Origin of the sequence: Acinetobacter sp. YH12211 (genome assembly GCF_013418015.1) — a bacterium.
Lineage (GTDB): Bacteria > Pseudomonadota > Gammaproteobacteria > Pseudomonadales > Moraxellaceae > Acinetobacter > Acinetobacter towneri.
In genome coordinates, this window is record NZ_VPCW01000036.1 from 1 (window position 1) to 17,658 (window position 17,658).

At 41.2% G+C, this 17,658-nt stretch carries 20 protein-coding genes, 1 rRNA gene and 1 pseudogene; 8 read left to right on the forward strand and 14 right to left on the reverse strand.

Going from position 1 to position 17,658, the window contains the following annotated elements:
• The first annotated feature begins 1 nt into the window (after position 1).
• Positions 2-116 (forward strand): 5S ribosomal RNA (gene rrf / locus FTU98_RS12410).
• A 163-nt stretch (positions 117-279) separates the two neighbouring features.
• On the opposite strand, the gene FTU98_RS12415 is transcribed toward rrf, so the two are convergent.
• The 5 genes from FTU98_RS12415 to rplM form a co-directional block, all read right to left on the reverse strand.
• Complete coding sequence (locus tag FTU98_RS12415; protein WP_004972488.1) at positions 280-930, reverse strand: hypothetical protein; 651 nt, start codon at positions 928-930, stop codon at positions 280-282.
• Positions 931-946: 16 nt separating this feature from the next.
• Positions 947-1,375: a ClpXP protease specificity-enhancing factor gene (locus tag FTU98_RS12420; RefSeq protein WP_154321031.1), complete on the reverse strand. Its 429-nt coding sequence runs from the start codon at positions 1,373-1,375 to the stop codon at positions 947-949.
• Between the two features lie 10 nt (positions 1,376-1,385).
• Positions 1,386-2,039, reverse strand: a complete 654-nt coding sequence (locus FTU98_RS12425) for a glutathione S-transferase N-terminal domain-containing protein (protein WP_168418860.1) — start codon at positions 2,037-2,039, stop codon at positions 1,386-1,388.
• A 223-nt stretch (positions 2,040-2,262) separates the two neighbouring features.
• A complete protein-coding gene (gene rpsI, locus FTU98_RS12430; RefSeq protein WP_154321029.1) occupies positions 2,263-2,649 on the reverse strand; it encodes a 30S ribosomal protein S9 in 387 nt (128 codons plus the stop codon).
• A gap of 12 nt (positions 2,650-2,661) precedes the next feature.
• Complete coding sequence (rplM, locus tag FTU98_RS12435; protein WP_004909012.1) at positions 2,662-3,090, reverse strand: 50S ribosomal protein L13; 429 nt, start codon at positions 3,088-3,090, stop codon at positions 2,662-2,664.
• Positions 3,091-3,356: 266 nt separating this feature from the next.
• Between rplM and FTU98_RS12440 the strand changes: the two genes are divergently transcribed.
• From FTU98_RS12440 to FTU98_RS12455, 4 genes are all read left to right on the forward strand, one after another.
• Positions 3,357-3,746: a hypothetical protein gene (locus FTU98_RS12440; protein ID WP_154321028.1), complete on the forward strand. Its 390-nt coding sequence runs from the start codon at positions 3,357-3,359 to the stop codon at positions 3,744-3,746.
• A 62-nt stretch (positions 3,747-3,808) separates the two neighbouring features.
• Complete coding sequence (gene pdxA, locus FTU98_RS12445; RefSeq protein ID WP_154321027.1) at positions 3,809-4,777, forward strand: 4-hydroxythreonine-4-phosphate dehydrogenase PdxA; 969 nt, start codon at positions 3,809-3,811, stop codon at positions 4,775-4,777.
• 19 nt (positions 4,778-4,796) lie between these two features.
• Positions 4,797-5,609 (forward strand): 16S rRNA (adenine(1518)-N(6)/adenine(1519)-N(6))-dimethyltransferase RsmA, encoded by an 813-nt coding sequence (rsmA, locus tag FTU98_RS12450; protein ID WP_154321026.1) that lies wholly within the window; start codon positions 4,797-4,799, stop codon positions 5,607-5,609.
• Positions 5,609-6,457, forward strand: a complete 849-nt coding sequence (locus tag FTU98_RS12455; RefSeq protein WP_154321025.1) for a symmetrical bis(5'-nucleosyl)-tetraphosphatase — start codon at positions 5,609-5,611, stop codon at positions 6,455-6,457. Before rsmA ends, FTU98_RS12455 begins: the two co-directional genes overlap by 1 nt.
• An 83-nt stretch (positions 6,458-6,540) precedes the next feature.
• Here FTU98_RS12455 and FTU98_RS12460 read toward each other — a convergent pair whose 3' ends face one another.
• The 6 genes from FTU98_RS12460 to hflX all read right to left on the reverse strand — a co-directional run bounded on the left by FTU98_RS12460 (position 6,541) and on the right by hflX (position 10,690).
• Positions 6,541-6,993, reverse strand: coding sequence for a DUF2147 domain-containing protein (locus FTU98_RS12460; RefSeq protein ID WP_004972473.1), 453 nt, complete (start codon positions 6,991-6,993; stop codon positions 6,541-6,543).
• 104 nt (positions 6,994-7,097) lie between these two features.
• The gene (locus tag FTU98_RS12465) at positions 7,098-7,544 is read right to left on the reverse strand and encodes a DUF2147 domain-containing protein (RefSeq protein ID WP_154321024.1); all 447 of its coding nucleotides are present in this window, start codon (positions 7,542-7,544) and stop codon (positions 7,098-7,100) included.
• 179 nt (positions 7,545-7,723) lie between these two features.
• On the reverse strand, positions 7,724-8,170 hold the full coding sequence (locus tag FTU98_RS12470) for a DUF2147 domain-containing protein (protein ID WP_154321023.1): 447 nt from the start codon (positions 8,168-8,170) through the stop codon (positions 7,724-7,726).
• A gap of 88 nt (positions 8,171-8,258) precedes the next feature.
• Positions 8,259-8,933, reverse strand: a complete 675-nt coding sequence (locus FTU98_RS12475) for an LrgB family protein (RefSeq protein WP_154321022.1) — start codon at positions 8,931-8,933, stop codon at positions 8,259-8,261.
• A 9-nt stretch (positions 8,934-8,942) separates the two neighbouring features.
• Positions 8,943-9,314 (reverse strand): hypothetical protein, encoded by a 372-nt coding sequence (locus tag FTU98_RS12480; RefSeq protein ID WP_004972466.1) that lies wholly within the window; start codon positions 9,312-9,314, stop codon positions 8,943-8,945.
• A gap of 35 nt (positions 9,315-9,349) precedes the next feature.
• Positions 9,350-10,690 (reverse strand): ribosome rescue GTPase HflX, encoded by a 1,341-nt coding sequence (hflX, locus tag FTU98_RS12485; protein WP_004972465.1) that lies wholly within the window; start codon positions 10,688-10,690, stop codon positions 9,350-9,352.
• A 292-nt stretch (positions 10,691-10,982) separates the two neighbouring features.
• On the opposite strand from hflX, the gene FTU98_RS12490 reads away from it, so the two are divergent.
• A complete protein-coding gene (locus FTU98_RS12490) occupies positions 10,983-11,801 on the forward strand; it encodes a 1-acyl-sn-glycerol-3-phosphate acyltransferase (protein ID WP_096901584.1) in 819 nt (272 codons plus the stop codon).
• Positions 11,802-11,898: 97 nt separating this feature from the next.
• On the opposite strand, the gene FTU98_RS12495 is transcribed toward FTU98_RS12490, so the two are convergent.
• Positions 11,899-13,509: a phospholipase D family protein gene (locus FTU98_RS12495; RefSeq protein WP_225530245.1), complete on the reverse strand. Its 1,611-nt coding sequence runs from the start codon at positions 13,507-13,509 to the stop codon at positions 11,899-11,901.
• A gap of 176 nt (positions 13,510-13,685) precedes the next feature.
• On the opposite strand from FTU98_RS12495, the gene FTU98_RS12500 reads away from it, so the two are divergent.
• Positions 13,686-14,696 carry a metallophosphoesterase gene (locus FTU98_RS12500; protein ID WP_004972462.1) on the forward strand — a complete coding sequence of 337 codons (1,011 nt, stop codon included), beginning with the start codon at positions 13,686-13,688 and terminating at the stop codon, positions 14,694-14,696.
• A gap of 66 nt (positions 14,697-14,762) precedes the next feature.
• On the opposite strand, the gene FTU98_RS12505 is transcribed toward FTU98_RS12500, so the two are convergent.
• The gene (locus FTU98_RS12505) at positions 14,763-16,076 is read right to left on the reverse strand and encodes an MFS transporter (RefSeq protein WP_004972461.1); all 1,314 of its coding nucleotides are present in this window, start codon (positions 16,074-16,076) and stop codon (positions 14,763-14,765) included.
• A 185-nt stretch (positions 16,077-16,261) separates the two neighbouring features.
• Complete coding sequence (locus FTU98_RS12510; protein ID WP_004972459.1) at positions 16,262-16,909, reverse strand: hemolysin III family protein; 648 nt, start codon at positions 16,907-16,909, stop codon at positions 16,262-16,264.
• Positions 16,910-17,016: 107 nt separating this feature from the next.
• On the opposite strand from FTU98_RS12510, the pseudogene FTU98_RS12515 reads away from it, so the two are divergent.
• Positions 17,017-17,532, forward strand: a pseudogene (locus tag FTU98_RS12515) (methyltransferase); the annotation flags it as partial.
• Between the last annotated feature and the right edge of the window lie 126 nt (positions 17,533-17,658).

Consider the following 17,658-nt stretch of genomic DNA (forward strand, 5'->3'; position numbering starts at 1 on the left):
TGCTGGCGACCATAGCAAGAGTGAACCACCTGATCCCTTCCCGAACTCAGAAGTGAAACCTCTTCGCGCTGATGGTAGTGTGGGGTTACCCATGTGAGAGTAAGTCATCGCCAGCTCATTATTCAAACACCCTCAACAAATGTTGGGGGTGTTTTTTATGTGGAAAAGAAAATAAAGTTAGAAAAATAAAATTATAAAAAGAAAGGAAACATAAAAGTGAAGGCAAAATAAAACCATCAGATGATGATGGTTTTATTACGGCTTAGATAGAAGATTGATTTAAGCGAATAATTGAGTAACGGAACACCATAGAATTGCTAAAATCGCAATCGCAACGATAGGTTCTAGTACTTTAGACCAAGTGGGTACAATTGCTTCTACAGGCTCAATATTTTGATGATCATCGTGGGTATGTTGTTGTACCATTTGATTAAACTCCTTCATTGATGCCTCTAATGATAGCTCTTCTTGAGGAATTGGTTTAGAACCTTTTAACTCTATTAGATCGTTTGTTGACCAAACCCAATCATCCGCTTGACCGGATAAATGTTCAATTTGACCTAGCAATAATTCACCTAGACCTTTATTGCCAAAATTACCGGTTTGATCCAATTGCTTGAGCTCTGTGAGTTGTAAGGCTAAGACTTCACTAATATTCTGTTCAAGCTCAGTTTTGGAGAGAGGTGACTGATTGTGTGGAGATGTGGTGAGTCGACGTGCAATTTCCTGAATATATAATTCATCTTGATGATCAATTTCTTGATAAAGTTTTTGGTTGTCTTCTCGCCACAGACTGACCAGTTTGCCTAAGCTCAGCGCATTGATTTCTTGAATATATTGGTCGCGATCAACAGCATTATATTGTTTCAAAAGCGAGGGCTTTTGAAGTTTAATCTGCGCTGCAAAATATTGTACTAAATCAAAAGCCATTCACTACTCCATTGTTTTAATCTAATAATCTAAGGCTTGGTTTTTTCTTAGTTTGTTCGGTTTTTTCTTCAGTCTTTGATTCTAAAGCATCTTGATCATTTTGGATATGTGCATACTCACTTGGATCAAAGAATAAGCCTTGTCCATTCTCTCTTGCATAGATACCTACGACGGCATTCATAGGTACATATAAGTCGCGTGATACGCCACCAAAGCGTGCAGAGAAGGTGATTGCATCATTGCTCATGTGTAAGGCATGCACTGCATGTGGAACGATATTTAGGACAATCTGACCATCCTGAATAAATTGTTCAGGAACAAGCGTATTCGGCTGTGTAGCATCGACCAATAAATGTGGCGTGAGTTGGTTGTCACAAATCCATTCATAAATTGCGCGAGCTAAGTAGGGACGGGTTGGACTTAAGTCGATTTCAGATTCAGACATAATGTGCTCTTTAAGTATGAATTAAAAATTCCTGATAGCGATTTTTTTCCTGCAAGGTCATCGATTTTAAAAATGCAGGGCGATTAAAAATACGCTGGCAATAGAGAAAAATAGGTCTACAGTGTTGTTTGGGTAGCTCAATGCCCATGGCTTTGAGTCGTATAAATAATGGTGCTAGCATGCAGTCTAAAATATTAAATGTTTCAGACATAAAAAAAGGATAATGTTGAAACAGTGGTGTGAGTGAAATGAGTGTATCACGTAATTGTTTTTGTGCTGTACGTTGTGCTTGGCTATTTAAGCTGTCAGGGTGGCGCAGCATGTCATCGGCGAGCTTGAACCAATCGTGCTCAAAGCGCCAGATATATTGACGTTGTTCTGCGCGTGGCATAGGGGCATCGGCATAGAGCTTATTTTGTCGATAACGATCATCTAGATATTCTGAAATTATGCTGCTATTGAATAATTTGAGATCATTTTCTAATAATATGGGCAATTGATTGTAGGGATTGAGACTAGCGAGGTCTTCATCCTCATGATCGACAAGAATCAGTTGATATTTGATTTGTTTTTCGGCAAGAACGTAACGAATCCAATGTGAGCGAAAGTCGTCTGCATGACTATAGAGGGTGATGCCTTGTAAAGGTGCGTTTTCGACTGACATAATCCGAAATAAAACCAAATGAATAGAATAGGATACTAGACTTGGCGACTAAAATCACGCAGCAAACCTGACAAAAGTGTATGAGATATTTATTGAGCTGCTGATTGGGTTTTATAAGTAGCTAAAGTGTAGATTTTGGCTGAACCGTATATCTTGGTGTTGTTATGCAAATAAAAAAGCCTTGGAGAATCCAAGGCTTTTTGTGTCCGATTCGGTAAACGAATTAACGTTTAGAGAATTGTGGACGTTTACGTGCTTTACGTAAACCAAGTTTCTTACGTTCAACTTCACGAGCATCACGAGTAACGAAACCAGCTTGACGAAGAGCAGGTTTTAAAGTGTCGTCGGATGCGATCAATGCACGAGTAATACCGTGACGGATAGCACCAGCTTGACCACCAATACCACCACCAGCAACAGTGATGTAAAGGTCATATTTGTCAGTAGCTTCAAGAAGTTCTAACGGTTGACGTACGATCATACGAGCAGTTTCACGACCGAAATATTGCTCAAGAGTACGGTTGTTAATTACGAGTTTACCTGTACCAGCTGATAAGAAAACACGTGCAGTTGCGGTCTTACGGCGACCTGTACCATAATTAGTAGCCATGTGCTGTATCCCTTAGATGTCCAAAACTTGTGGCTGTTGAGCTGTGTGAGGATGCTCAGCACCAGCGTACACTTTCATTTTCTTGATCATAGCATAACCAAGAGGACCTTTTGGCAACATGCCTTTTACAGCGCGTTGGAAGATTTCTTCTGGTTTGTGAGCAACTAATTTCTCGAAATTAGTTTCACGGATACCACCAGGGAAACCAGTGTGGCGATAGTATTTCTTATCAAGTGATTTGTTACCAGTCACTTGAACTTGCTCAGCATTGATAACAACGATGTAGTCACCAGTGTCAACGTGAGGAGTATAAGAAGTTTTGTGCTTACCGCGTAAACGACGAGCGATTTCTGTCGCAAGGCGACCTAGAGTTTTGCCAGAAGCATCAACAACGTACCAGTCGTGTTGAACTTCAGCTGGCTTAGCGCTGAGAGTTTTCATTAAACCACTACCTATTATAGTTGGTTTGGACTATGGAAGCTGTCCAAACAAAAAGGAGTCCGAATTCTACCTGAAATTAACTAGAACCACAATGGAAATGTCACATTTTAAGCGCTATATTTTAGCGAGCTTAAATACAAAAGAAAAGTTGAATAAATTTGTAACATTCAACATTAAAAGCCTAGATTTATGCTGTTTTAAATCGCCTTTATAGGGTTATAAGTAAAGTTTTTAGCAGACAATATTGAAACAAAAGGGGGGATAGGATGTCGCAAGATTTGCAATCAGAAATACAGCAGCAGTCTGATCTACCTACTTCAAAATTCATTAAATTTATTGCTGGATGTTTTATTACATTACTCAGTGTCTATATGCTGGCTTTTGTAGTATTGGGTGCTGTATATGGTGTGGATGTGTTTAGCATCTTATTGCTGTATTCAATTTTTTTCCATTTAGCACTTTTCCCATTTTTATTGTATGGCGTTGGTGGAATCATTTTGCTGTGTTTAGCAGACACCCAATATCGGGAGGTGCTGAAAAAATCACAAAAAATATTGATGATGGGGCTGTTATTGGGTGTTGCTGTTACCGCTATTTCTGAATGGGCGCATGTGCAAGGGATTTTGCAGACTCGATTTATCTTGGACTGGAAATAAAACAATCAACTAAGATGGCGCTATACTTTAATTATCCTTAGATAAATCTGGACTGAGCATTTATGCGACCTTTATATGTCACCAGTGGTGAACCCGCAGGGATTGGACCTGATATTTGCTTGAGTTTGGCAGACCGAGTGGATGAGCGTCCAATTGTGGTATTGGCAGATCATCAATTATTACAACAACGTGCCGAAATTCTAAACCAAAAAGTCGAATTGATTGAATATTTAGGTCAGCAGCACGCAGCTGCAGTGGGGCAGTTGTATGTTGAACATGTGCCCTTGGCCGCAGAGGTACAACTTGGTCATTTAAATGCTCAAAATGCGGCTTATGTGTTAGAGCAATTACGTCGTTCTGCATCGTATGCCATGACGGGTAAAAGTGTCGGTGTTGCGACAGCGCCAGTACAAAAATCGATTATTAATGAAGCGGGCATTTCGTTTAGTGGACATACTGAATATTATCAGGAGTTTGCAGGTGTAGAACGTGTGGTGATGATGTTGGCGACTAAAACGCTACGTGTTGCCCTCGTAACAACGCATTTACCGTTACGTGCAGTCGCAGATGCGATTAGCAAAACCCGTTTGCAGCAGGTGATTGATATTTTGCTGCATGATTTAAAAAGTAAATTTAAGATCGAGCATCCTAAAGTGTTGGTGTGTGGTTTGAATCCACATGCGGGTGAAGACGGTTATTTAGGCATGGAAGAAATTGAAGTCATTAATCCTGTGCTGCAAAATTACCGTAACCGTGGGGAAAACCTAAGCCTGAGTTTGCCTGCAGATACGTTGTTTACCCCTGAAAATTTAAAAGATGCTGATGCAGTATTGGCGATGTATCACGATCAGGGTTTACCTGTGTTAAAATCTCAGGGCTTTGGTGAAGCAATTAATATTACTTTAGGCTTACCGTTTATTCGCACTTCAGTCGATCACGGCACAGCGCTCTCCCTCGCAGGTACAGGACTTGCGAAAAGTTCTAGCTTGCATGTTGCTGTCGATTTAGCGCTGGATTTAGCACGTTCATAATCTCAGCTTGGAAATCTTTATGTATCAAATTAATGCCCTAAACCCAAAGGAAGAAGGGCATCAGGCTCGTAAACGCTTTGGTCAAAACTTTTTACATGACCAACGTGTGATTGCCAAAATTGTACGCTCTGTTAACCCACGTCCGGGTGATAATATTGTCGAGATTGGGCCGGGTTTGGCTGCATTGACCTCACCTTTAATTGGTGAGTGTGATGCCTTGACTGTAGTGGAGTTAGACCGTGATTTGGCTGCAGGCTTGCCAGGGCGTGTACCGCATCCCGAACGCTTGACTATTGTTGAAAGTGATGCCCTGAAATACGATTTTAGTGAATTATTTGCTGAAGGCCGTCCTTTACGTGTGGTCGGGAACTTGCCTTACAATATTTCGACTCCGTTATTGTTCCATCTCTTAGAATTTGGCGACAAAGTCAAAGACATGCACTTTATGCTGCAAAAAGAAGTGGTGGATCGTATTACCGCATCGCCAAACACCAAAGAATATGGGCGTTTGTCGGTGATGATGCAATATTACTGCAAGCCAACCTTCTTGTTTGAAGTGCCGCCTGGTGCATTTAACCCACCGCCTAAAGTGACTTCTGCTGTATTTCGCTTAGAACCCTATGCAACCAAACCAATTATTGCCAAAGATGAAAAGGCATTGGCACGTTTGGTGTCGCATGTTTTTACCCAGCGTCGTAAAACTTTACGTAATAGCTTAAAAGGCATGTTGGCTGAAGATGCATTTGAGCGTGCAGGGGTAGACCCAATGGCACGTCCTGAAACTTTAAGTTTGGAAGCATTTGTCGCATTGGCAGATCAAATGGTGAGTTAATGGCAGAAATTCGATACAACTATGTGATTGGCGATGTACAGGGCTGCTTTGAAGCCCTGAAACTGTTACTTAAAGAAATACAGTTTGACCCTGATCAGGATTTTATCTGGTTTGCTGGCGACTTGGTTGCACGTGGTGAAAACTCAATTGGTGCATTGCGCTTTATTAAAAAACTGGTCGATCGCGGCGTTGCAGCAACAGTTTTAGGCAATCACGATTTGACGCTGTTAGCAGGCGCACGTGGCTTAAAGAAAATTAAAGAGCAAGACAATACCCGCGATGTAATTGATGCGATTGACAGTGATGATTTAATTGACTGGCTACGCAAACAGCCTTTGTGTCTTTTTCCGAATGGAAATACGATTTTGACCCATGCAGGTATTCCCCATATTTGGAATGCTGCACAAACAGCAGCCTATGCTAAAGAAGTCGAAGCGGTCATTGGGCATGAAGATTTTGCTGTGGTGGATGCATTTTTTAAGGAAATGTATGGGGCAGAACCTACAGTTTGGTCGGATGATTTAACGGGACATGCGCGTTTACGTTGTATTACCAACTATTTGACCCGTATGCGTTTAGCCAATGCACAGGGTGGTTTGGAATTCAGCTTTAAAGATGCCTTAGATGATCCGATGCCAGAAGGTTTTAAACCGTGGTTTGAATATCCATCTTTAGCTGCGCAAACACATCAAATCGTATTTGGTCATTGGGCAGCATTGCAGGGACAAACGGTAGCCGACAATATTCAAAATGTGGATGGCGGTTGTGTGTGGGGCAATCAGCTTGTGGCTTATCGTTTGGAAGATCAGCAATTGTTTGCAGCGGATAATCCGCTGGCAGAATGGTAATAACATTCATCTTTAAAATTTAAAAATGTGATGATGAAATGAAAATAGCCACCTATTGAGGTGGCTATTTTTTATCTTGAATTTTATTGAATTCGAATCCAAGTTTGACTGCGACCTAGTGTAGATACACCCATATAAGCACGTAAAGTTAAACGTTTACCTGTTGAGTTGAGGCGAATTTTTGCATCGTAAATACGACCTGCCAATGGATCAATTACGCGTCCTTTTTCGTAATTGTTGCTGTTTTTGACTTGTTGTAAGCCTTTTAAAATATCCATCCCTAAAATAGGTTGGTCGGTATAAGGCGCAGGGCATTTATTACAAAGTTCACGTGGGGTATAACCCGGACGCGGGGTTACTTTCACAATTTTACCCGTATAGGTTTGATTGGCTTCTTTACGAATTTCGATGACAGCTTTGGGTGAGCCTGTTTTATCATCAATTTGTTGCCAAGTTCCTGCTAAATCTTGTGCCATCGCCAAAGTGCTTAGACTGCCGAAGATGACGGCTATTCCTAAAGCCAATTTCTGAATCATTTTATTTCCCTTACTCGGTCTTTGCGGCTAGTCTAATCTGTGAATTAACGGACACAAAGTCCCGAGTATCCAGAAAAAATGACCGATGAGACACAATTACTCGCTTATTGTTGGCGAATCCACGTTTGTGTCCGACCAATGGCTGAAATTCCGACGTAACCACGCAAGGTTAGGCGTTTACCGTTGGCAGCAAGACGTCCTTTTAAGCTATACATTTTGCCTGCAAGTGGATCAAGAATACGCCCGTTGGCATAGTTGTTGTTATCCACATGTTGTAAACCTTTAATAATTTCTAAGCCGACGAGTGGTTTATTGGTATATGGGGCAGGGCAATCGACACAAATGGTTTTAGGGGTGTAGCCTGCACGTGGTGTGACTTTGACAATTTTACCCGTAAACGTACCATTCTCCGCTTTGGTAATTTCAATTAAAGCCTTAGGTGAGCCAGTTTTGTCATCAATGCTTTGCCAAGTTCCAGTTAAGTCTGCAGCAAATAAACTGCCACTGAACATTAAGCTTGCAAATACACCTATCAGTAAATTTTTCTTCATATCAGTTCCTTTGATTGCCGAAATTGATCACAGAGGTTTATTCAAGATATAAAGCGAGTTGTGGTAGGAGTCAAGCGATTTGAGAAAAAATTAATCTTAAAGTTGCGACTAAAATGTAAGAAAACCAATAAAAAATGCCACGAACGTGTGGCATTTTAAGTGAAAAGTGAAGCAATTAATTAGTCGCTTTTAATCCAAGTTTGGCTACGTCCTAAAGCAGATACGCCCACATAACCACGCATGGTCAGACGTTTACCATTGCTGCTTAATTTGGCTTTGGTGCTGTAGATATTGCCGTTTAATGGGTCAATAATTTTTCCACCAGAGAAGTTAGTACCACCTGTATGTTTTAAGCCTTTAAGTATATCCATTCCTAAAATAGGTTGGTTGGTATAAGGCGCAGGACAGTTGACACAGGTATCTTTAGGGGTGTAGCCAGGACGAGGGGTAACTTTGACAATTTTAGCCGTATAGGTGCCATTGGCTTCCTGACGAATTTCTAAAATTGCTTTTGATGAACCTGTTTTGTCATCAATATTTTTCCAAGTACCCGTAATATCTTGAGCTAGCGCAAAACTTCCTAACGCTGAGCAGATTAAGGCAACGGTGAGTTTCATCTTGACCATGTTCAATGTTCCTTGTTTTTGGCTAACTGGATATTTCATAGTAAAAAGAAAGTTAAAACTCGACAAGTCTAAATAAGTGATTGCTCAGTCACATTTTTTGTAAATACAGTATAAAAGTTGGCAGCCATACTGCGGTAAATACTGCATTGACGGCCATACCAAAGGCGGCATAACGTCCAGCTACGCTACCTCGTTGCCAAGCTTGGGCGGTACCAATTGCATGCGCAGCCAGACCTAGAGCCAAACCAGAGGCACGTTCATCATTGATGTGTCTTAAAATAAAAGGTGAGAAAGCAGCACCTACAACACCCGATAAAATCACAATCAAGACTGCCAGTTGAATTGGGGCTTCCAAAAGCGTGGCGATATTAATGGCAATAGGCGTGGTCACTGCACGGGTGGCAAATGCCATAATATCGGCACTGGACATATGTAGCGCATAAGCAAGCCCCATCGGCAGCGCCACAGCACTAAGACTGGCAAAGAACAAAATACCTAAAATCGCTTTGAGGGGTAAATCGTCATAACGCATGGCTGCTAGAGGAATGGCGAGTGCAACTGTCACATAGCCCAATAATTGATTAAACAAAGGGTTGGTTTGTGCGACGTAAGTTTCGTATGGAATCCCGAAAAAATACAACAGTAGCAACACAAAACACATGCCAAAGACAATCACAGGGATTTGCGGGACTTTTTGGTTGCAAGGTTTTGCCAGTAAATATGCAACGAGAGTGATTAAAAAACCATATAGAATTGACAGCATTTTAATCTCCTAAAGCCAGCGTTTTGCCATTTTGGCATACAGCCAAAGCGGGATCAGCGTACTGATAAACAACACAATTAAGAAGATTGGAATTTGTTTGCCCATGTGCGTGAGCATAATTAATGAACCCGCGCTGATGGGTAAAAAGGCAAAGGCACTTTCTTTCATGATTTTGTTGTTGGTATCGACCAGACGAGCAGGAATTTTACTGAGTTTGCGCCATGTAAATAATACCGCCAGCAGGCTGAGCAAACCGACTAAATTGCCTAATTCTGGGTGATTAAATTGGGTCATGATCCATACAGAGGCTTCACGAAACACAATAATCAAAAGGAGTGTGCCGATCCATGCTGGCCAATCGATATGTTTTATCCTGCTCATTTTTGATCTTTCATTAAAATTTTACTTATCACGTTTTAACCGATCTGATCGTCAATTTCAAATGCTTCAAGCGGACGTTTAAATTGTTCTGCCTGTGCACCTAAAATTTCGTCTATCGGTAAATGTGCCTGTTTAATCAGTTGTTCCAGTTTATGTGGTGCCATGCTGACTTGTAGATGTAATTGACCTTCATCATCGTACTGTTCTGCCTGAATGACATTGAGCGCATACAGTTGATTGCGCAGTTTGCCATAAGCAGGTTGTAATTTAAGATCAAACTTTTGAATTTGCCCCATCAAACATTCATGTACGGCTTGTTTTAACAAGTCTAAACCTTGCCCTGAATGTGCCGATACATAGACACGGTCAGGTTGATGCGGTTTTTCATAGATAATTTTGGCTGTTTCGCCTGAGACATCAATTTTATTGTAAACCCGCAAAATAGGTACATCTGCGCCAATTTCTTTTAGCACACCTTCGACTGCTTCAATTTGTTCCAACACATCGGGGCTGCTTGAATCAATCACATGCAGCAATAAACTGGCTTCTAAGGTTTCTTCCAAAGTTGCTTTAAAAGATTCCACCAAAGAGTGAGATAGGTTTCTTACAAAGCCAACGGTGTCGGCCAATACCAGACGTCCGATGCCATCCCATTCTAAACGCCGTAAAGTAGGGTCAAGCGTAGCAAACAGTTGGTCAGCAGCATAGACATCACTTTGCGCCAAAATATTAAATAAGGTCGATTTGCCTGCGTTGGTATAACCGACCAATGAAACGGTAGGAATGGCGGCTTTTTGCCGAGCCACACGACCTTGTGCACGGGTTTGACGGACTTTATCGAGTTTGGTTTTTAGTTGTCCCATGCGAATACGCAATAAGCGTCGGTCAGTTTCAAGCAAGGTTTCCCCAGGACCACGTAAGCCGATACCACCTTTTTGACTGTCTAAGTTGCTGCGACTACGCACCAAACGTGAAGATAAATGTTGTAATTGTGCCAATTCGACCTGTAATTTACCTTCGTAAGTGCGGGCGCGTTGAGCAAAAATATCTAAAATGAGTTCGGTACGGTCAACCACACGGCATTGCATCACTTTTTCTAAATTACGTGCCTGTGCAGGACTGAGTGCATGATCAAAAATGACCAAATTGGCGTCGTGTTCTTTGACCAATGCGGCAATTTCTTCGGCTTTGCCTGAGCCAATAAAGAGTTTGGCATCGGGTTTACTACGTTGAGTGTGGACGTGTTGTAAAACTTCTGCACCCGCAGATTCAGCCAAGAGCTGAAATTCTTCGGCATCTAGGTCTTCTAAAATTTGGACAGCGACACTGACCAGTACAACACGCTCGCCATCTTGATGTGGCACAAAATTTTCCACTCAGCGCAATCTCCATGCTAAAGCTATATTCTAGTAGAAAAAATGTTTGTGCAGGGAAATAGATGATTGGATTTTTCCTGCGCCCTGATTTGATGCTATATCAACGTATGTAAACTCAATTATAAGGATGACCCCAATATAGAATTTATCTATTTAGATTTTGCCAAAAGTCGCATGTTTGCATGCAGGTTTCGGTTTTTATTATCAATGCAAGTTCAGATTGAACAGTATAGAATGAGCAAAATATAGACCTTTATACGTTGTTTTGCGTTTAACAATTAGTGATGACCCTATGAACCCAGCTGTTGAAACTCACACATCTCCAATTCATGGTTTTGCAAAGCTTGCTTTGTATAGCAAAAAAGTTCTGGCAACGGCTGGCGCGATTGGTGAAGGGTTTTATTTGGTCTATCGTCATCAATTGTATAAAGACACCAACAACCCGAACAATACGCGCTATGTGCAATATTTTTGCCGTCAATTGTGCAAAGTTTTTAATATTGAAGTGCAAATTCATGGTGAAATTCCGCATGACCCTGCGCTATGGGTCAGTAATCATATTTCGTGGTTAGATGTAGCGGTATTGGGTTCTAGTGCGCGGGTATTTTTTCTGGCCAAAGCTGAAATTGAAAAATGGCCGTTATTGGGTAAGTTAGCCAAAGGTGGGGGGACGCTATTTATTAAGCGTGGCTCTGGCGATTCAGTCAAAATTCGTGAACAAATCACGCAATTTTTAAAACAAGATATTCCTGTATTATTTTTTCCTGAAGCGACCACGTCAGATGGAAGCAAAATTAAAAAAGTGCATGGTCGTATTTTAGGGGCAGCAATTGAAGCCAAACGACCTGTGCAAATTTGTCTGATTTGTTATGTAAATCAGCAAGGTGAGTTAGATACTGTTGCGCCGTTTATTAATGACATGACCTTTGTTGATCATGTGAAAGATGTTTTGGAAATGCCGAAAGTGACAGCGCATTTAATGGCGTTACCTGCAATTGTGGTAGAAGGGCACGATATTGAATCTTTAACTGCTGTGGTACAGGAACGCATGACAGAAGGTTTGGCTGAGTTGCATCGTCAGGTATTAAAACCACAAGTGCTGACATCATAAAACATGCTTAGGCGCATCTTCATGTTAAAGATAGCCTAAGCACATCACATTTTTTTAAGAATAATGGTCATCATCCAACAGCTTCAATATTATGTTGCTACATAAAGCCTTCAATTGGCAGCCATGAGGTAATTTTCATTGCCGCACGTTGATACCATTTCATCCCTGGTTCTTTTTTTAGAATTTGAGTTTCGCCTTGTGGATTTTTCATCTGCCATTGAATGTTTTGTTGCGCATCTAAAACCAGTTTATAAGCATATTTGGATAAATTGACATCCATGGTCTGGTGAACTGCGCGAGCCAATGGTGGACTATTTAAAATTACTCCAATTTCAGTATTTAAATATGCCGAGCGTGGGTCAAAATTAAACGAACCAATAAATACCTGTTTTTCATCCAATGCCATGAGTTTGGCATGTAAACTAGAACGGCTTAAACCTTTCATACTGACTTTGGCTTTTTTGGAAATTTCGTGCGTATGTGTGTTTAGGTTTTCCATTTCAGGTCGCGCCAAAAACTCATACAGCTGCACGTTATTTGCCAATAAATCTTCTCGATATTTGGCGTAAAAAGCATGCACCACAGGAACATCGTTGGCTTTAAAGGAGTTGGTCAGTACGCGTACCTGAACGCCATCATCCGCCAAGTCTTTTAGTTTTTCTGCCCCCGATTGTTCAGGGACAAAATACGCAGAAATAATATCGACACTACTGCTTGGCTTCTCTAAATGCGTCAGCAATTGAAAGTTGAGATGTTCTTCTTTTGAGGCGCGGTCTTTAATTTTACTCGGCGCATCTTTGACCACTTCAGCACTGACCCAATCGAACTTAATACTACGCGTCATCCACTGTTCAATCGCTTTAGAACGAGTCACCAAATCTAAATAATTTTGTACGGTGGCTTCTTGATCGTGCTGTTCTAATTGCTGTTTTAAGCTTTCATAACGCAAGGTGTAATGTTGTGGATTGACCAATTGCTTGACTGAATAAGCATAGTCATCATTCCAGTATTCATCAAAAGAGTGAATAATTTCATCCGAAGCCGAGCCGACTAACATCACATCGACATCAGAAAATTGATAATTGTCGCTGACGTTATAGTATTGATTGCTCATATTGCGCCCACCAATCAGAGAAATTTGGTTATCGGCAATAAAGCTTTTGTTGTGCATACGACGGTTAATACGCTTCAAATCCAAAATCATGTCCATGGCACGATAATGTCGAAAGCGATATGGATTATACAGTTTGATGTCGATGTTGACGTGTTGATCGAGCGCGAGATAAATGCCTTCCATTTTTTTGGCATTGTTATCATCGACCAATAAGCGGACTTTCACCCCACGATCTGCCGCACGAATAATGGCGTGTAGTGCAAGCGCGCCAATTTTATCGTTATCCCAAATATAATATTGTAAATCTAAAGATTTTTCTGCTTTATTAATCAGATAGATACGTGCTGCTAGGGCTTCGAGCGGATCATACAGGACATGATAACCCGTAAGCTGCGGATATTTTTCGCGTAGCGGCAGTACAATTTTGGCCAAACTGGTTTGATCGGTTGGGGTTTCAAACGCCATCTGGATCGGATGTTCAATCTGTTTGGGCAGCGTGCTACAGCCTGAGAGTGTCAAAACGAAGGCGCAACTCAGCCACAAGACGTTGTGCCGAATATTTTGAAATGGAGCGGATGAGCTGCGGTTTGCCAAATTAAATTCCTTTTTAGCACGAGGAGCAAATAAGTTAAAAATAGGGTTTGAGTATAATTGTCAGCTATGAAAAGATAAATATGACAATACAGATATATGACGTGTGTGGGTTAAATGCGACATCTGGGTTTAGCGCAGCATTGAATAGCAGAAGTATGAAGTAATAGAGAATAAATATGTGGGATAACGATTCAGTCGTGTTGTATTTCTATATGGGTATGGCAATTTTGGCGCTGTGGGCAGTTTCGCAAGCATGGCGCAGTCAGGCCAATACAGAAACCATTCACCCGTTTAAGGCCTTTGTGCATTTGTTGGCATTTTATTTGTCTTACCTGTTGCCGCCTTTGGTTTTTTTTAGTGTTTATGCGGGTATTCAGGGCTATTACTCCATCCACGAAGCGATTTTTGTATTTTTAGTCAGTGCTGTGTTGAGCTATGCGCGTTTTATTGAACCGCATTTGATTCAAGTCAAAACTACCAAATATCAAATTCATGCAGATCGCCGTTTATTAAAGCCTGTCAAAATTGCTTTAATTGCAGATTTACATATTGGCTTGTTTTCTGGGCATGAGCGTCAATTGAAGCAAATTGTGAAAAAACTCAATTTGCAAAACCCCGATATTGTCGTTGTAGCAGGCGACTGGACTTATGAGCCTGAAAATAAATTGGTCGAAGAATTGGCGGTATTAAAAGAAATTTGTGCGCCTGTATATTCGGTAAATGGTAATCATGATGAGCAGTATCCTGGCCCGCCCATTCAAGAGCTGTTAAAAACGGCTTTAGAACAAAATAACGTGATTGATATTGAAGGTAGAATTGTCGAGTTTGATGAGTTTCGTTTGCTCGGTATTGGCGATTTATGGGCAGGTAAAACCGACATGCGCTATATGCCCGATTTACCTCAGGATAAGCCGTGGGTGTTGTTATCACATAACCCCGATACAGTGGATATGGTGCCAAAATTGCCGACACGTCCGTTGATGTTGGCAGGACATACCCATGGTGGGCAGGTTGAACTGCCGTGGCTGACCGATTATGTGATGAAAAAAGTATCTATTTTAGGGCATAAAAAGGGGTTATATCGCCATGATCATGCCGATGTATTTGTGACTGTAGGGACAGGAATGGTCGGTGTTCCTTTTCGTTTTGGTGTGCCGCCCACGATTGATATTATTGAATTATTGTAAGCACCGTCACCATCGCCTACATGAAAAAAACCAGCCGAGGCTGGTTTTTTGATGCAATTTTTGCGCTTAAATTTGATTGTTTACATCATCATGCTTGGTTTCTCGAATCATTAAAAATGCGATTAAAGACAAGATGGATGCTGCACTTAAATAATAACCAACTGCAGCCAAGCCATAAGTGGTGGCAAGTTTGGTGGCAATGAGTGGGGCAAACGATGCGCCAAAAATACCCGCCAAGTTAAAGGTGAGTGCGGAGCCTGTATAGCGTACAGATGTTGGGAAAATTTCAGACAATACTGTACCAATGGGCCCGTAAGTAAGTCCCATAATTGCCAAGCCAATACACAGGAAAATAAATACAATCCACGTGCTGCCTGAAGCAAGCATATCGGCAAAAAATAAGCCAAAAATTGCAGAGATGATGCACACTGCGATAGAGGTGGTTTTACGTCCAAATTTTTCGGCTAAAACGGCTGAGAGGGGAATAAAAGCAGCAAAACACAATGTGGCTAGTAGTTGAAGTTTTAAGAATTCTTCACGTGAATAACCCAGTTGTTTGGTGCCCCATTGCAAGGCAAATACCGTAGTCAGATAAAACACCACAAAGGTACAAATTGCAGCGATTGTACCGAGCACTAACATTTTAGCGTGTTTTTTAAAGACCTGAATAAATGGCACATTGACTTCTTTTTGTTTATTCAACACTTTTTGGAAGGCAGGCGTTTCATGCAGTTTTAAGCGAATCCATAAACCGACAATCACCAATAAGGCACTCGAAATAAACGGGATGCGCCAGCCCCATGTCATAAAGTCTTGCTCAGACATCAGCGCACCTAAAATAAGGAATGAACCTGTGGCAAGAATAAAACCAATCGGAGCGCCCAATTGTGGGAACATGCCATACCAAGCACGTTTACCTTCAGGGGCATTTTCTGTGGCTAACAGTACTGCTCCCGACCATTCACCGCCCAAGCCTAAACCTTGCCCTAAGCGACACAACGCCAACAGTAATGGCGCGATAATCCCAATTTGTGCATACGTCGGCAGTAAACCAATACAGACTGTAGAAATTCCCATGGTCAATAATGCCGCGACCAAAGTGGCTTTGCGTCCAATCCGATCTCCTAAATGTCCAAATAAAGCTGCGCCAATTGGACGGGCGATAAAGGCAATTGCAAAGGTGGCGAGAGATTGAATGGTTGCCGTCATTGGGTCAGTACTGGTCGGAAAGAACAGATACGGGAAAATAATGACTGCCGCAGTGGCGTAGATATAAAAGTCAAAAAACTCGATGGTGGTACCGACCAAGCTTGCAGTCAGTACTCGAAATTTAGAATTTTGAGTCGGCTGTTCAGCGGCAGCAGTAGATGAAGATGCCATACAGGACCTTATGTAAAGTGAATTTTAAATGAAAGTGCAATTTGGCACAGACCGCACTGGCAGAAAAATAGTAGATACTTCTTGTAGTTATACTTTTTTGAACAAGAAGTCGGTTACAAAACTGCATCCATGAACACCATTCAAATCTGATCGTTTTATCTGTAAGACATGAGCGATATTCAGCGTTAAATCACATACAGATAAATTGCCAGAAAGTGTGCGCCTGCACCAATTAAGACAAATACATGCCAAATTGCGTGGGTATATCTTACGCGTTTTAAGGCATAAAACAATGCACCCACGGTGTAGGCAATGCCGCCAATTAGCAAAAAGGTCAGGGCTTGGCTGCTTAAATAGGCTTGCATATCGTCCATGACCAGAACGGCTAACCAACCCATCACCAAGTAGGCAATTAAAGAAATTTTATGAAAACGGTTGATAAATACCAGTTTAAATAGGGTGCCAATCAGGGCAATAATCCACAGGGCAATTAACAAATATTGTGCTTTTTGAGTAGGAATCGCGATGGATAAAAATGGGGTATAAGTCCCTGCAATTAAATAATAAATTGCGGTGTGATCTAACTTTTTATAAAAATAACGACGGTCTGCTGCGGTTGCCATGTGATACAGCATTGAAGCAGAAAAAAGCAGTACCATGCTTATTGCATAGGCCCACAAACCTAGCCATTGTCCCGTACTTAAATACGCACCTTTAATGATTAAAAGAATACCTGCAATAAATGCCAAAGCCGCACCAACACCATGGCTCAGATAGTTAATCCGTTCTTCTTGCAGGTCATAATCAGGCACTAAAGGGGCATTTAATTTCATGGCGAATCTGCTTTAATTTCTTTAATTATACAACTGTATCGTAATTCAATTTTGCTTTTAGGGTAATAACAATTAAACTTGAATTGTAATTTTTTCAGGTTTTTATTATGTCGACTTTGGCTTCTCCCTCTGTGCAGGAACAACAATTCTTAGAGGCTTTTCAGCAAGCCATTGATACACAAAAGCTTGATCGTGTGGTGCTGAGTCAATATAAAGGCGAACTGGAACAATTAGAAAAAATCACCTTACGGGTGATTCAGCTAAATCAAGACACCGTTTTAACTTGTTTGTATCGCCATAAAACGCAGGATATCACCAAAAACTATCCTTTGGCAGAAGCACAGATACAATTGAGTTACTTATTGGCAGATTGTAAACAGGCCAATTTATTCACGACAGATCAGGAAATTCAGCTAAAAAAGAACAAAAAGAAAGCCATGCTTAGCATCAGTAAAACAGCACCGACTATAGCGAAACCGAAAGAACCACAAGGACATGACCGAGAAAAGCAGCGTTATGTCGATCAATCCAGCCCATTTTTACAACACTTGGGGATTAGCGATGCCAAAGCGCAAATTATTCCGAGCATGGCGCGGAAATGGAAACAGATTAATAAATTTATTCTCTGTACACGACAAATTTCACAGAACCCTTATCCTATCAGGATTCTGCTTTCTTAAAATTGCCAAAATTTCCTTAAACTCTTCTTTTTTCCCAAAACCAATTAAACGCTGAATCGCCATTTGAAC